Origin of the sequence: Diaphorobacter nitroreducens (genome assembly GCF_002214645.1) — a bacterium.
Taxonomy (GTDB): Bacteria; Pseudomonadota; Gammaproteobacteria; order Burkholderiales; family Burkholderiaceae_C; genus Diaphorobacter; species Diaphorobacter nitroreducens.
In genome coordinates this window covers 1,729,754-1,742,824 of the sequence record NZ_CP016278.1, presented here as the reverse complement: position 1 = coordinate 1,742,824, position 13,071 = coordinate 1,729,754, and the positions used below count along the sequence as shown (strand labels likewise).

At 66.5% G+C, this 13,071-nt stretch carries 14 protein-coding genes; 11 read left to right on the top strand and 3 right to left on the bottom strand.

The window, feature by feature from the left end; genetic code table 11:
* Positions 1 to 17: 17 nt before the first annotated feature.
* From BA022_RS08160 to BA022_RS08125, 9 genes are read left to right on the top strand one after another with little or no spacing between them, the layout of a single operon-like run.
* Positions 18 to 596, top strand: a complete 579-nt coding sequence (locus BA022_RS08160) for a DUF2460 domain-containing protein (RefSeq protein WP_088887131.1) — start codon at positions 18 to 20, stop codon at positions 594 to 596.
* Positions 593 to 1,438, top strand: a complete 846-nt coding sequence (locus BA022_RS08155; protein WP_187306029.1) for a DUF2163 domain-containing protein — start codon at positions 593 to 595, stop codon at positions 1,436 to 1,438. Before BA022_RS08160 ends, BA022_RS08155 begins: the two co-directional genes overlap by 4 nt.
* The gene (locus tag BA022_RS08150; RefSeq protein ID WP_088887129.1) at positions 1,435 to 1,866 is read left to right on the top strand and encodes an NlpC/P60 family protein; all 432 of its coding nucleotides are present in this window, start codon (positions 1,435 to 1,437) and stop codon (positions 1,864 to 1,866) included. The genes BA022_RS08155 and BA022_RS08150 overlap by 4 nt, the downstream gene beginning before the upstream one ends.
* Positions 1,854 to 4,697 (top strand): phage tail protein, encoded by a 2,844-nt coding sequence (locus BA022_RS08145; RefSeq protein ID WP_088887128.1) that lies wholly within the window; start codon positions 1,854 to 1,856, stop codon positions 4,695 to 4,697. The genes BA022_RS08150 and BA022_RS08145 overlap by 13 nt, the downstream gene beginning before the upstream one ends.
* Positions 4,697 to 5,515: a hypothetical protein gene (locus BA022_RS19310; protein WP_187306028.1), complete on the top strand. Its 819-nt coding sequence runs from the start codon at positions 4,697 to 4,699 to the stop codon at positions 5,513 to 5,515. The genes BA022_RS08145 and BA022_RS19310 overlap by 1 nt, the downstream gene beginning before the upstream one ends.
* Positions 5,512 to 6,165 (top strand): LamG-like jellyroll fold domain-containing protein, encoded by a 654-nt coding sequence (locus tag BA022_RS08140; RefSeq protein ID WP_187306027.1) that lies wholly within the window; start codon positions 5,512 to 5,514, stop codon positions 6,163 to 6,165. Before BA022_RS19310 ends, BA022_RS08140 begins: the two co-directional genes overlap by 4 nt.
* 34 nt (positions 6,166 to 6,199) lie before the next feature.
* Positions 6,200 to 6,523: a hypothetical protein gene (locus BA022_RS08135; protein WP_088887126.1), complete on the top strand. Its 324-nt coding sequence runs from the start codon at positions 6,200 to 6,202 to the stop codon at positions 6,521 to 6,523.
* Positions 6,520 to 7,131 (top strand): glycoside hydrolase family protein, encoded by a 612-nt coding sequence (locus tag BA022_RS08130; RefSeq protein WP_088887125.1) that lies wholly within the window; start codon positions 6,520 to 6,522, stop codon positions 7,129 to 7,131. The genes BA022_RS08135 and BA022_RS08130 overlap by 4 nt, the downstream gene beginning before the upstream one ends.
* A complete protein-coding gene (locus BA022_RS08125; protein WP_088887124.1) occupies positions 7,128 to 7,688 on the top strand; it encodes a hypothetical protein in 561 nt (186 codons plus the stop codon). Before BA022_RS08130 ends, BA022_RS08125 begins: the two co-directional genes overlap by 4 nt.
* 152 nt (positions 7,689 to 7,840) lie before the next feature.
* Here BA022_RS08125 and BA022_RS08120 read toward each other — a convergent pair whose 3' ends face one another.
* The 3 genes from BA022_RS08120 to BA022_RS08105 all read right to left on the bottom strand — a co-directional run bounded on the left by BA022_RS08120 (position 7,841) and on the right by BA022_RS08105 (position 10,701).
* Positions 7,841 to 8,467: a class I SAM-dependent methyltransferase gene (locus BA022_RS08120; protein ID WP_088887123.1), complete on the bottom strand. Its 627-nt coding sequence runs from the start codon at positions 8,465 to 8,467 to the stop codon at positions 7,841 to 7,843.
* A 484-nt stretch (positions 8,468 to 8,951) separates the two neighbouring features.
* Positions 8,952 to 10,250, bottom strand: coding sequence for a Y-family DNA polymerase (locus BA022_RS08110; protein ID WP_088887121.1), 1,299 nt, complete (start codon positions 10,248 to 10,250; stop codon positions 8,952 to 8,954).
* A 22-nt stretch (positions 10,251 to 10,272) separates the two neighbouring features.
* The gene (locus BA022_RS08105; RefSeq protein ID WP_088887120.1) at positions 10,273 to 10,701 is read right to left on the bottom strand and encodes a LexA family protein; all 429 of its coding nucleotides are present in this window, start codon (positions 10,699 to 10,701) and stop codon (positions 10,273 to 10,275) included.
* A 66-nt stretch (positions 10,702 to 10,767) separates the two neighbouring features.
* On the opposite strand from BA022_RS08105, the gene BA022_RS08100 reads away from it, so the two are divergent.
* On the top strand, positions 10,768 to 11,433 hold the full coding sequence (locus BA022_RS08100) for an SOS response-associated peptidase (RefSeq protein WP_088887119.1): 666 nt from the start codon (positions 10,768 to 10,770) through the stop codon (positions 11,431 to 11,433).
* 220 nt (positions 11,434 to 11,653) lie between these two features.
* On the top strand, positions 11,654 to 12,964 hold the full coding sequence (tig, locus tag BA022_RS08095) for a trigger factor (RefSeq protein ID WP_011804640.1): 1,311 nt from the start codon (positions 11,654 to 11,656) through the stop codon (positions 12,962 to 12,964).
* Positions 12,965 to 13,071: the final 107 nt, after the last annotated feature.

The window sequence follows — 13,071 nt, the reverse complement described above, 5'->3', positions numbered from 1 at the left end:
AGAAAGGGAGATGCCTCATGGCATTCTTTGAAGAGCGCTTCCCGGAGTGCATTCGCTTCGGCGTCACGGGCGGGCCGCGCTTCAGCACCACGCGCACCACGGCGCAAAACGGCTTCGGTGCCAAGCAGCGCAACTGGCAGTACCCGCTGCAGTCCTACCAGGCAGCGCAGGCGGTGCAGAGCGAAGCCGACTTCGAGGCCGTGCGCGCGTTCTTCTACAACGTGTACGGCGGCTATGACGGCTTTCGCTTCAAAGACTGGAGCGACTACCGCGTGACCGCTGGCAAGGGCGTGATCATCACGCGCGACGACGGCCTCAAGCAGCTCGCGCGCGCCTACACGTACGGCGTGCGCACGTTCACGCGGCCCATAGCCAAGCCGGTGCCCGGCACGGTCACCCTGACGGGTGGCGGGGTGCTTGACTACACCACCGGCATCGTCACCGGGGGCGCGCCCACCGCGTGGGTGGGCGAGTTCGACGTGCCGGTCGAGTTCGCTGAAGACCTGATGGACGTGGAAGTGGTCAACAAGTCCAGCAGCAAGGGCCTGTTCCTGTCATGGGCCTCGCTGCAGCTCACGGAGATTCGCATTCCATGAAGGCCCTTTCCGCGCCGCTGCTCGCGCACTACCAGAGCGGCAGCACCACCGTGGCCACGGCGCTGCGCATCGATCGCAAGGATGGCGCCGTCTTCGCGTTCACCTCGGCCGACCGGGACGCGGTGATCGATGGTGTGCGCTACCTCGCCGCGCCCGGCCTGGAGATCTCCAACGTGTCCTCTGCCGCGGGCTTTGCGGTGGACAACTTGGAGCTGACTGTGTTCCCCGACGACACGCTGCTCACGCGCGACTCGTTCATCGCGGGCCTGTGGCAGGGTGGCCGCTTCGAGCTGTTCGAGTACAACTGGGCCGACGTGGCCATGGGCCGCAACGTGCTCAAGCGTGGCTGGCTGGGTGAGTCGCGCTTGCGCGCAGAGGCCGTCACCGTGGAGCTGCGCAGTCTGCGCCAGGCGCTGCAGCAGCAGGTGGGCAGCTACACCACGCAGACATGCCGGTGGCGCCTGGGGGACGCGCGCTGCACCGTAGACCTGGCGCCGCTCACGCACCTGGGCGTGGTGGCCACGGCGCCCGACCGCTACACCATCACCGGCCTGGCTGCGGTGGACGACTACTACACCGATGGCGTGATCGCCTTCACCAGCGGTCTCAATGCCGGCGTTTCGCGCAAGGTGCGCGCGTTCGCGGGCAACACCTTCACGCTGGCCACGCCGCTGCCGTTCCCTGCCGCGGTGGGCGATGCGTTCACCGCCATTGCGGGGTGTCGCAAGCGCCTGCAGGACTGCCGCGACACGTTCGCCAACGTGCTGAATTTTGGAGGCGAGCCACACATCCCCGGCATTGATGCGCTCACCGCGTACCCCGCGGCGGGCAGCGGCGCATGAGCGCCGTGGTGGCCTGCGCGCGCACCTGGCTGGGCACCCCCTACCACCACCAGGCGCGTGCCAAAGGCGTGGGCGTGGACTGCGCCGGGCTGGTGATCGGCGTGGCGCGCGAGCTGGATCGCGTGGCGCCAGGCTTCGACATCGAAGGCTATGCGCGACAGCCCGACGGGTGGTCTTTCTTGGCCTGGAGCGACCAGTATATGCGCCGCATTGCGCGTGCGCAGATGGCCCCGGGTAGCTGCGTGGTGGTGCGCTTCGGCCGGCATCCGCAGCACATCGGCATCGTGGGCGACTACCTGCACGGCGGGCTTTCCATCATCCACGCAATGGTGGGGCGCGGCGTCGTGGAGACACGCCTGCTGCTGGACAACAACATGCAATTTGTGGCGGCCTACGCGCTGCCCGAGGAGGGCGCATGGCGCAGCTAGTTCTGGGGGTTGCCGGCGCGGTGGTGGGCGGCATGTTCGGCGCGCCGCAGCTCGGCTGGGCCATCGGTGCAGCCATTGGCGGCATGTTCGCCCCCACGCAAAAAAGCAGCGGCCCGCGCCTCACGGACCTTAAGGTGACGGCCAGCGAATACGGCGCGCCCATTCCCTACATCGTGGCGCACCCACGTGTCGCGGGCACGGTGGTGTGGGCCAGCGACAAGCGCGAGATCGCCACCACAACGCGCCAGGGCAAGGGCGGCGGCGCGGAGATGACAACGTACTCGTACGAGATCGATCTGCTCATCATGCTGAGCGACAACCCCATCGTGGGTGTGCGCCGCATCTGGTCCAGCGGCGCGCTGGTGTGGTCCTCTGCGGACGAGTCCGACGATGACACGATCTCGGCGAGTGAAGACGCCACGAGCTGGCGCGCCATGCGTGTGCACACGGGTGCACAAGACCAGCTGCCAGACCCCACGTATGAGGCCGCCGTGGGCGCCGGCAATGCGCCGGCATACCGCGGGCGCGGCACGCTGATGCTGGAGGGACTGCAGCTTGGCAACGGCGGGCAGCTACCCAACCTGACGTTCGAGATTTTTACGCGCGGCGTCGCAGGCAGCTCCGATGCGTACCGCGAGGACTACAGCCAGGCCACGGACATCGAGAGCTTCGGCTACGTGTTGCAAAGCGGCTCGCTGGCGGACTTTGAGCTTGCATCCATCCCCACGGGCACGGGCCTGTTGTGCCGCTCACGGTACAACACGCAGGTGGGCCGCATCCGCAAGGCCATCCCCATCACCGCTGCCGCGCGCATTGCGTTCGACGTGTGTGTGACGAACCCGCGCAACGATGATGCGGGCATCCTGGAGCTGTACAGCGGCGCCACGCGGGTGTTCTCGTTCAATGCGCGGCGTGAGCTGTCGGTGGATGCGGCGGGCCGCTCCACCATCGCAGTGGGTCCTGGCCGCGCATCCATTGCGGCGGCCACGCTGGAGATGGGCGTGTGGTACCGCGTGGAGGCTGCTGTGGACGGCGCGGCGGAGATTGCCGAATGGACCATCAGCAGCGGTGCCACCGTGGTGGCTTCGGGGACGGTGGCTACGCCAGCGTTTTCTGTCGATGCGATCTCTTACACCGTGGACGAGACGGCGATCTTCTCCGAGACCTCCGAAGTCATCTATGCCGACATCGAGGTCGGTTCCCGCGCGCGTGCGCTGCAAGAGCCTGAGCGACTGGACGACGTAGTGCGAGCGCTGTGCGTGCGCAGCGGCATTGATGCATCGCTGATCGATGCTGCGGCGCTGCAGGCCCAGTGGGTGCATGCCATGGCGATCCAGCCAGCCAGCATCGCGTCAGTCCTCCAGCAGCTGGCCACGGCGTACTACTTCGAGTGTGTGGAGAGCGACAAGCTGTACTTCCGCCGCCGCGGCGGCGCGCCGGTGGCCACCATTCCGTACGCGCACACGGGCGCAGAAGCGCTGCTGTCAGTGGAAGAGGCCAACGATCTGGAGCTGCCGAGCCAGGTCAACGTCACGTATCTCAATCTGTCCAACGCGTATCAGCAGGGCAACGAGGTAAGCGACCGACTCACGACGGACTCCACGGCCGTCAGCAATGTGCAGCTGGCCATGGGCCTCACGCCCGCAGCGGCCAAGGCTATTGCCGACACCGCGGTGCTGGACCAGACCCTGGCCGCGCGCACGCTGCGCACGGCGCTGGATGCGCGCTATGCCGCGCTGGAGCCCACCGACGTGGTGGTGATCAACGACAGCGCAGGACTGGGACACCGCGCGCGGGTCATCAAAGTGGGCGACTCCGCCGGCGTGCGATCGCTGGACCTGGTGACAGATGACGCACGCGTGCTGCGCGAGCTGGGCATCACCGGCGATGACTACGACGGCGACTACACCGTGGTGCCGCTGGCAGCCACGGACCTTGCAGTGCTCGACATACCGCTGCTGCGCGACCGCGACGATAACCCCGGTGTCTACGTCGCCGGCGACGGCCTGCGCGGGCGCTGGCCCGGCTACCTGCTGGCGCGCGACGGCGTGCAGTTGGGCGCCGTGACAACCGGTGCGGCCATGGGTGTCGTGGCTGAAGCCATGACGGACTGGCAGAGCCTGCTCATCGATGAGAGCAACGCACTCACGGTGACTGTCAACCCGGGCGACCAGCTGGTGAGCATCACGCATGCGGAAATGGCCGGCAGCACGCTGAACTATGCCGCCATCGGCGCACCTGGGCGATGGGAGATCGTGCAGTACCAGCGCGCCCAGCTGCTCGCCGATGGCGTCTACCGCGTGAGCGGACTGGCGCGAGGGCGGCTGGGCACTGAGCACCTGCGCGGCACGCACGCCGCGGGCGACCGCTTCGTCGCGCTGGACGGCAACGGCATGCAGCGCGACGTGGGCAACCTGGCCGAGATCGGCCTGCCGCGCACGTACACCGGCACCACGCTGGGCGCGCGGGCCGACAGCGGCACCGTGGTGACCATCACGCCCACATGGCAGGGCCTGCGGCCGCTGTCGCCCGTGGGTGCGCGCCAGCTGCTGCAGGCCAGCGGAGACATTGCCATCACCTGGGGCCGGCGCAGCAGGTACGTGAGCAACGTGCTGCTGGGCGTGCTGCCGCTGGCGGAGGCCGTTGAGGCCTACGAAGTGGACATTCTCAACGGCGCGGTGGTGGTGCGCACGCTGACCGCCAGCACACCGGCGGTGAACTACACGCAGGCCGACCAGGTGGCGGACTTCGGCGCGCCAGTCACCACCGTGGCGGCGCGCATCTATCAACTCTCCGCGTCCGTCGGGCGCGGTCAACCGGCGAGTATCTGATGGCAGACCAGGCATCCCCACTTCAACAGATCGCGGCGGGCAGCAACGCCGTGGACCTCATTAACGAGAACTTCGACGCGGCCAGCCCGGCGATGCTGTACGGCCGGGACGCGCGCACCACCACGCTGCTTACCTGGGGCTACGTGGGCGGGCGATTTGGCAATGCGTTGATCGCCAACGGCACGGTGGTGCTCACACCCAGCACCACAAACTACGTGGTGGCCAGCCGCACCACGGGCGTGGTGAGCGCCAGCACGTTATTGGCGGACTGGGACGCGCCCGAGAACGTGCGCTTGTACAAAGTGACCACGGGAACCGCAGCGGTCACGGGATACGAAGACCACCGGCAATCCATCGCCGGCGTGGGCGGATCGGGAACTGGTGATGTGACGGGGCCCGCTGCGTCTACGGACAACGCGCTGCCGCGATTCGACGGCGCGGGCGGCAAGACGCTGCAGGGCAGCGGCGTGTTGGTGTCCGACGTTGACGAAATCAGCGGCTACCGCGCGCACCGCAACGCTCAGACCGGCACGGCATACGCCGCGCAGGCCGGTGACGCCGGCAAGGTGATCGATCTGTCGAATGCCTCCGCCATCACGCTCACGTTGCCCAACAACCTGCCCGTGGGCTGGTGCTGTACGCTGGTGCAGGCCGGCGCCGGCCAGGTGACATGCAGCGCTGCTGTAGGCGCCACGTTGCGCAACCGCCAGGGCCACGCCAAGCTGGCGGGGCAGTGGGCGATGGCCACGCTGCACGTGCGCACCAACGCTGGCGGCACGGCGGCGGAGTATGTGCTGTGCGGAGACACCGCAGCATGATGGCCCTTCCTGCATCGCTGGGCGCAGTGCCCAGGCCCGCGGCGTCGGCCAGCGGAGAAGTGTTGCGGCTGGAGTTCGACGGGGCCGATGGGTCCACGACCATCGTGGACACGTACGGCAAGCCCATTTCGCGCTCCGGTGCGGTGGTGCTGTCCACGGCGCAGGCGTACAGCGGCGCATCGTCGGGGTACTTTCCGGGCGGAACATCAGACTACCTGACTACCCCGGCGAGTGCGGACTTCAACTTCGGCGCGGGGGACTTCTCCGTCAAAGCCGCGGTGTACCCCACGGCACTGTCTGGGCTGCGCATTCTCGTGACCAACCGCGCGAGCTCCGGATCGGACGCAGGCATCTTTTTCCTGTTGTCCGGCACCGCGCTGCGCGGGCTCTCATGGGGCCCTGCGGCAGGCACAACGATGAGCGACATCACCGGCGGCACGCTGATGCTCAATGCGTGGCAGCGGGTCGAGTACCGACGGGTGTCCGGCCAGTTCCAGCTGTTGATTAATGACGCGGTTGTAGCTAGCTCCGCGGTTCTCGCATCCGCGATTGCCGACAGCACGAACGCGCTGCGCATCGGAGTTGATCCGTCTACCACGGGGCGGCAGTACGCGGGCTACATGGATCAGCTCGTCGTCCGCAAAGGATAGCGCCCGCTGATCGAAAACCAAGGGAGGGAAACACATGCAAGACGACTTCGGCAACGCAATCGGACCGCACGTCGTGCGCAGCATCAGCGCTCGCCTGGACGATGGAGATGCCCGCATGCAGCGCATCGAGGGCGATGTGTCTGCCCTGCGCGCGGACCTGCAGGACAACACGGCAGCAACGAAGGCGGTGGCGGAGAGCACCAGCGAACTGGTGGCCGCATACCACGCCGCGCAGGGGGCCATCAAAGTGCTGAACTGGATCGCGCGCATTGCAAAACCGCTGGTGACGATCATCAGCCTGGGCATCGCGCTACTGGGTCTGTGGTCGGCTGTCAAAGCGGGGGTGAGCCCGAAATGAAAGCTCTACTTCGCAAGCGCCTCATCAATGCAGCGCTGGCCATCACCACGGCCGCCGCCGGCGCAGCGGCCACGCACTACGCTGGACAAGACCCGCCAGAGGTCATGCTGGCGTGGGAGCTGGGCGCGCACTTCGAGAGCGGCGGCAGGCACATCGGCACGCCGTACGTTGACAAGATCGGCCGCGGCCAGCCCTGGACGGTGTGCAACGGTGTCACTGGGCCCGACGTGGTGCCGGGCCGCTACTACACGCCAGACGACTGCAAGCGCATGGAGCTGTCGCGCTACCGTGCGGCGCGCAAAGATGCGGCGCGCATGTTCACGCACTGGGGCGACTACAACGCCTGGGTGAAGGCGTCGATTCTCGACATGCTCTACAACGTGGGCGCCCCTGCGGTGGAAGGCAGCACGCTGCTGGCCAGGGCCAACGCTGGCGACCTGGCCGGCGCGTGCGAGCAGATGCAGCGCTGGGTGTACGGCACGGTGGCGGGCCAACGCACGCGCCTACCGGGCCTGGTGGATCGCCGCGATGCCACGCGCGAGCTGTGTGCGCAGTGGGGTAGGGACGGGCATTTCAGCGCGGGTTTGATTGGGGAGGCAGGCCGATGATCGATCGTCTTTACACCTATGCCGCCACCGCCCTGGTGGCCGCCGCGATCGCCGGCGCCGGCGCCTGGCGCGTGCAGGAATGGCGCTGGCAGGCCAACACCGCGGCCGCCGACCAGCAGCGCCAGCAGGCCGAAGCCCAGGCCCGCGAGCGCCGCGACGCGCAAGCGCGCGAGCAGCGCGCCACCGCAGACCGCGCGGCCGGCGAACATGCGGCCGCATTGGCCGCACTCAACACTCAACTGGGAGACGCCCGTGCGCGCATTGCAAAACTCTCTGATCGCCGCTGCCTCGATGCTGGCACTGTCGGCATGCTCAACGCCATTGGCAAACCCGCCTCAGGTGTGGACGTGCGAGCCGCTGCCGGCGACGCTGCGAGTGCGCCCCCAGCCGCTGCCGGACCTGCCGACGACGCGGCTGCAGGCTACGCCAGCGAGCGCGACGCAGCCGAGCACATCGCACTCTGCCGCGCCCGCTACGCGGCCGTGAGCGGGCAGCTCAATCAGATCCTGGACATCGAGGATGCGAGAGCTAAAGCCGCTGAGGACGGCCAGCCGTAAAGCTGTGAAGCAACTCGCCGAGCGCCTGCGGCGAGAGCAGCGCGAGCTGGAGCAGGCACTGCGAGACAGGGCTGTGCGTGAGTCCATGCCGCGCGACGACTCAGTGCCGCCGCCGCGTATCGACTGAGCATCGCGCCCCACCGCGTGGGCGCTTATTTTTCTGCAACGACCCACGTGACGATGGGCCACTCCGGGTCATTGCGCGTCGCCGCGCGGTGCAGCGGGTGCCACGTCGCGTGTGGAATGCCGATCCAGCGCAGGCCGTCGCGCATGTGTAGCCACGCCTCGAAATTGCCCCAGCCGCCCACGCTCAGAATGCGCCTGTGCTTGCTGGCCAGCAGCTCCAGCGCCGCAGGCGTGAAGCGCCAGTAGTCGCTCGGCGCGCCGTGAACGGGGTTGATGAAGCACGTCGTGTGAATCGCTATGCCGCCCGGCTTGAGCACGCGGTGGCATTCATCGATCGCGCGCTGCGGGTCGCCAGCTACGTGTTCCAGTACTTGATCTGACAGCACGAAGTCAAAAGACTCGTGTGCGAATTGCAGATCAAGCATGTTGTGCTCGGGGTAGTCTGCTTTCGTGATGGCCGTGGGCTCGATGCCCATCACGTCGCACAGCCGATCAGATCCACTGATAGACAACACGGACCCGCGACGCGCGGGCAGCGGGACGCCCGCCAGCGTGCGGTACATCGAGTACCGCGTGATGTGCGGTCCGCGCGCCAGCCCGAGCATGGAGAGGCGCCAGAAAACGTTGCGTATTGAGCCAAGTAGAGGGGGCATGGTGCCGGCGAGGATAGCGGATGCGGATGGGTTCTTTTTTGCCGCGCCTTGGCGCGATGAATCACACTAAGTTTTTGTAGTTGATAGCGGGCGGAAAAGAGGTCAAAGAAATTAGGGGCATCGCTCAAAAAATAATGCTTGCGCTAGTGCATTGCTGTGGCATGAGCGCATGGGCTACACGTATGACACCGGGGCCGCGGCCCTGGGTGTGAATCGCAGCACGTACGCCAACTTGCTCGCTGGCCAGCGCCGCGACAGCGGTACGCTGGTGGTGTACGACCGCAGAACGGCCTTGGCCTGCGCTGCGCTGGAGGCTGGGTTGCGCCCCTTGGGTGGGGCGCAATGGGCGCTGAATTTGGTCGTTGCTGTCCGCATTTTTCGGTACGCAAGGTGTGTTTACGCGCGGTTGCAATGCAGCAACTTGATGTCGTCGCACCGCTTTCGTTGAAGGGGTTTGGTATCTCACGCTTCCAAAGAGAAAGCGCTAGGCCTTCGCCACCGGCACCTCCTCCCAACGCGTCGTGTAACGCGGCGTCCTCCGCTCTTGCCGCATCCCCCAGGTCCGCTCCTGCTCGGTGGCGCCAGTCGCTCCCACGTGTAGCGTCCCCTTGCCGTAGCGCCCATTGATCGCGTCCAGCGCGGTCATCAGTTGGGAGCGATCGCGGCCTGCCTCGGGCTCCAGATCCAGCTCGCCCTGGTGCACATCGTTGCCCTGCAGCTCCAGCAGCATCACGCCGGCCTTGATGAGCTGGTAGCCGGGCAGGTAGATGTAGCGCATGCCATTCACTGCCGCCTGCACCAGCTGGTTGGTGTCGGCCGTGGGGCGGCGCAGCGGCACCACCGTGGAGCGGTTGAAGCGTGGCCCCGGCCGGTGGGGTGATGTGTGGGCGAACACCAGCAGCCTGGCGCAGAGGCTTCCCTGGTCGCGTAGCTTCTCGGCTGCGCGGCTGGCGAACTCGCTCACGGCCTCCAGTAGCGGCGCCAGGTCTGTCACCGGGCGGCCGAAAGATCGGGTGCACGCGATCTCTTTCTTGGGCGCGGGCGCGTCCTCCAGCTGCACGCAGGGCATGCCCTGCAGCTCGCGCACAGTGCGCTCCAGCGTCACATTCCAGCGCCGGCGCACCGTGGCCGGGTCCATGCGTGCCAGGTCCAATACGTTGCAGATGCCGGCCTCCACCAGCTGCGCGCCGATGCGGCGGCCCACGCCCCACACCTCGCCCACCGCGGTGGCGCGCAGCACGTCGTCCAGGTCCTGGGCGGGCAGGGCGGCCAGATTGCACACCTGGGCCAGGTCGGCGGGGTAGCTGCCGGGCTTGCGCTCGGCGGTCTTGGCGATGTGGTTGGCCAGCTTGGCCAGGGTCTTTGTCGGACCAATTCCCACGCCGCAGGGAATGCCCGTCCAGCGCAGGATGCGCGCGCGGATGGCATGGGCCCGCCGGGTAAGGTCGCCCCGCACGCCGTGCAGGCCAATGAAGCTCTCGTCGATGCTGTAGATCTCTTGCGTAGGGCCCAGGCCTGCGGCCAGACTCATCATGCGGTCGCTCATGTCGCCGTACAGCACGAAGTTGGCTGATAGTCCGACCAGGCCGGCGGTTTCCTCCAGGTGGCGGATCTGAAACCACGGCGCCCCCATGGCGATGCCCAGGGCCTTGGCCTCGTTGCTGCGGGCCACGGCGCAGCCGTCGTTGTTGCTCAGCACCACAACCGGCCGCCCGTTCAGCGACGGCCGAAAGACCCGCTCACAGCTCACATAGAAGTTGTTGCCATCGACGAGGGCGTACATACGTGTGCACTGGCGCGTGCCCTCAGCGGAATTGTTTGATGCAGGCCGTCACCACGCCCCACACCTCGATCGTCTGCCCATCCTTGGGCACGATGTCGGGAAAGGTGGGGTTGGCGGCTTTCAGCTTCACGCGGCCGGCGCGCATCTGCAGGTGCTTCACGGTGAACTCGCCATCCACCACGGCCACCACGATATGCCCGTTGGCAGGCTTGATCGCGCGGTCCACGATGATCGTGTCGCCATCGCCCAGGCCCGCGTCCACCATCGACAGACCTCGCACGCGCAGCAGAAAGGTGGCCTGCGGGTGGGTGATCAGCTCGGCCATCAGGTCGATGCGCGTCTCGCCAAAGTCGGCCGCAGGGGATGGGAAGCCTGCACGCACACTGGCGTCGGCCAGCGGCAGCAAGGCTGGCGGCTGGGCGAGGGCAGGGCGCGCGGTAATACTGTGCATTTATCCAGTATAAATCAGGAACCCGGCTGACTGGCACCGATTGCGCGCCGGGACTATCCTGCGCCCATGTGCAGCCACTACCAGATCCCCGCGCGAGAACGCCTCAAGTTCATGCCGGGCATTACGGCGCTGCCACCCGAGGTGCTGCAGGACATGTGGCCGCGCAAGTCTGGCGTCTTCGCGCGCCGGCCGCTGGGGTGGAAGCCCACGCCGGGCGATATGGGTGTGCGCCCCGTGGAGCTGGTGGTGGGGCGTTGGGGCCTGGTGTCGGCAAAGACCACCGACCTGTCGATCGCGCTCAAGCTGTCCACGTTCAACGCCCGCAGCGAGACGGCCCGCACGAAGCACACGTTTGCACACGCGTGGCGCATGGGGCAGCACTGCATCATCCCCGCTGAGGCGTTCTACGAACCAGATTGGCGCACGGGCAAGGCCGTCGCAACCCGCTTCACGCGAGCTGACGGCGGTGTGATGGGGGTCGCGGGCCTGTGGGATGTGTTCACGGGGTCGGATGGCCAGGAGATCGTGAGCTACACGATGCTCACGATCAACGCCGACGATCACCCGCTGCTCAACCAGTACCACCAGCCGGGCAAGGAAAAGCGAATGATCGTCGTGCTGCCTGAGGCGAGCTATGACGCTTGGCTGGATGCGCCGCCCGAGAAGTCGCTGGACTTTATGTTGGCGATTTCGCCCGAATTACTGAGGGCCATGCCAGTTCTCGGGACATAGGCCATGGAATCGTCGCTGGGCCGCTCGATATAATCGCGTGTTTTGCCGGGAGCGGTGCACACGTGTGCATCCCGCGCAATTCCCGCGCAGAGGGGCTAAGTTGTTGATTTTATTCAAGTGACGAGCCGCCCCCCGCGCACCAACGTGAGACTTTGGCGGAACGTGGTGCAGGCTTGCACTGCAAGTCGGCACGGTCCACATCCAGACACTAGGAACAACCATGGCCGTAACTGTTGAAACCCTTGAAAAGCTTGAGCGCAAGATCACGCTGAGCTTGCCCCTGACCACGATCCAGACCGAAGTGGACGCGCGCCTCAAGCGCCTGGCCCGTACGGTGAAGATGGATGGTTTCCGTCCCGGCAAGGTCCCCATGAGCGTAGTGGCTCAGCGTTACGGCTATTCGGTGCAATACGAAGTGCTGAACGACAAGGTGGGCGAGGCGTTTGCACAGGCCGCCAATGAAGCCAACCTGCGCGTGGCAGGCCAGCCGCGCATCACGGAGAAGGATGGCGCGCCTGAAGGCGAAGTGACTTTCGACGCCGTGTTCGAGGTGTTCCCAGAGGTCAAGATCGGCGATCTGTCCACCGCGGAAGTCGAGAAGCTCTCCGCCGAAGTGACCGACAGCGCCATCGACAAGACCGTGGACATCCTGCGCAAGCAGCGCCGTACCTTCGCGCAGCGTGCCCTGGCCGCTGCTGCTGAAGACGGCGATCGCGTGACGGTGGATTTCGAGGGCAAGATCGACGGCGAGCCCTTCCAGGGCGGCAAGGCCGAGGACTTCCAATTCCTGGTGGGCGAAGGCCAGATGCTCAAGGAATTCGAAGACGCAGTGCGCGGCATGAAGTCGGGCGAGAGCAAGACCTTCCCCCTGGCCTTCCCCGAGGACTACCACGGCAAGGACGTGGCTGGCAAGACGGCCGACTTCATGGTCACCGTCAAGAAGATCGAAGCGGCCCACCTGCCCGAAGTGAATGAGCAACTGGCCAAGTCGCTCGGCATTGCCGACGGCACGGTGGAAGGCTTGCGCGCCGACATCAAGAAGAACCTGGAGCGCGAAGTCAAATTCCGCCTGCTGGCCCGCAACAAGCAAGCCGTGATGGACGCTCTGGTGTCCAAAGCGGAATTGGATCTGCCTAACGCCAGCGTGCAGGCTGAAATTGCCCGCCTGCTGGAAGCTGCACGCGCCGACCTCAAGCAGCGCGGCATCAAGGACGCCGACAAGGCCGAAATCCCCGAGGACGTGTTCCGCCCTCAGGCCGAGCGCCGCGTGCGCCTGGGCCTGGTGGTCGCCGAACTCGTGCGTGCCAATAACCTGCAGGCCAAGCCGGAGCAGCTGAAGGCCCACGTGGACGAGCTGGCCGCCAGCTACGAGAAGCCTGAGGACGTGGTGCGCTGGTACTTCAGCGACCGCAATCGCCTGGCTGAGGTGGAAGCCGTGGTCATCGAGAACAATGTGACCGACTTCGTGCTGGGCCAGGCCAAGGTGAACGACAAGGCCGTGTCCTTCGATGAACTGATGGGCCAGGCCTGAGTAGCTGGCCCTTGCCCCGGGCTTTGACCCAGGGGTGAGGACGAAACCCGGCGGGGCTTGTGCTTTGCGGCACAAGCCCCAATTCATTTCTGGGTACAGTATCCGCC

Coding starts and splice junctions, on each gene's coding strand:
- BA022_RS08120 (WP_088887123.1), bottom strand. CDS start 8,467: ATGCCCCCTCTACTTGGCTCAATACGCAACGTTTTCTGGCGCCTCTCC.
- BA022_RS08140 (WP_187306027.1), top strand. CDS start 5,512: ATGATGGCCCTTCCTGCATCGCTGGGCGCAGTGCCCAGGCCCGCGGCG.
- BA022_RS19310 (WP_187306028.1), top strand. CDS start 4,697: ATGGCAGACCAGGCATCCCCACTTCAACAGATCGCGGCGGGCAGCAAC.
- BA022_RS08105 (WP_088887120.1), bottom strand. CDS start 10,701: ATGCACAGTATTACCGCGCGCCCTGCCCTCGCCCAGCCGCCAGCCTTG.
- BA022_RS08145 (WP_088887128.1), top strand. CDS start 1,854: ATGGCGCAGCTAGTTCTGGGGGTTGCCGGCGCGGTGGTGGGCGGCATG.
- BA022_RS08160 (WP_088887131.1), top strand. CDS start 18: ATGGCATTCTTTGAAGAGCGCTTCCCGGAGTGCATTCGCTTCGGCGTC.
- BA022_RS08150 (WP_088887129.1), top strand. CDS start 1,435: ATGAGCGCCGTGGTGGCCTGCGCGCGCACCTGGCTGGGCACCCCCTAC.
- BA022_RS08130 (WP_088887125.1), top strand. CDS start 6,520: ATGAAAGCTCTACTTCGCAAGCGCCTCATCAATGCAGCGCTGGCCATC.
- BA022_RS08125 (WP_088887124.1), top strand. CDS start 7,128: ATGATCGATCGTCTTTACACCTATGCCGCCACCGCCCTGGTGGCCGCC.
- BA022_RS08110 (WP_088887121.1), bottom strand. CDS start 10,250: ATGTACGCCCTCGTCGATGGCAACAACTTCTATGTGAGCTGTGAGCGG.
- BA022_RS08135 (WP_088887126.1), top strand. CDS start 6,200: ATGCAAGACGACTTCGGCAACGCAATCGGACCGCACGTCGTGCGCAGC.
- tig (WP_011804640.1), top strand. CDS start 11,654: ATGGCCGTAACTGTTGAAACCCTTGAAAAGCTTGAGCGCAAGATCACG.
- BA022_RS08155 (WP_187306029.1), top strand. CDS start 593: ATGAAGGCCCTTTCCGCGCCGCTGCTCGCGCACTACCAGAGCGGCAGC.
- BA022_RS08100 (WP_088887119.1), top strand. CDS start 10,768: ATGTGCAGCCACTACCAGATCCCCGCGCGAGAACGCCTCAAGTTCATG.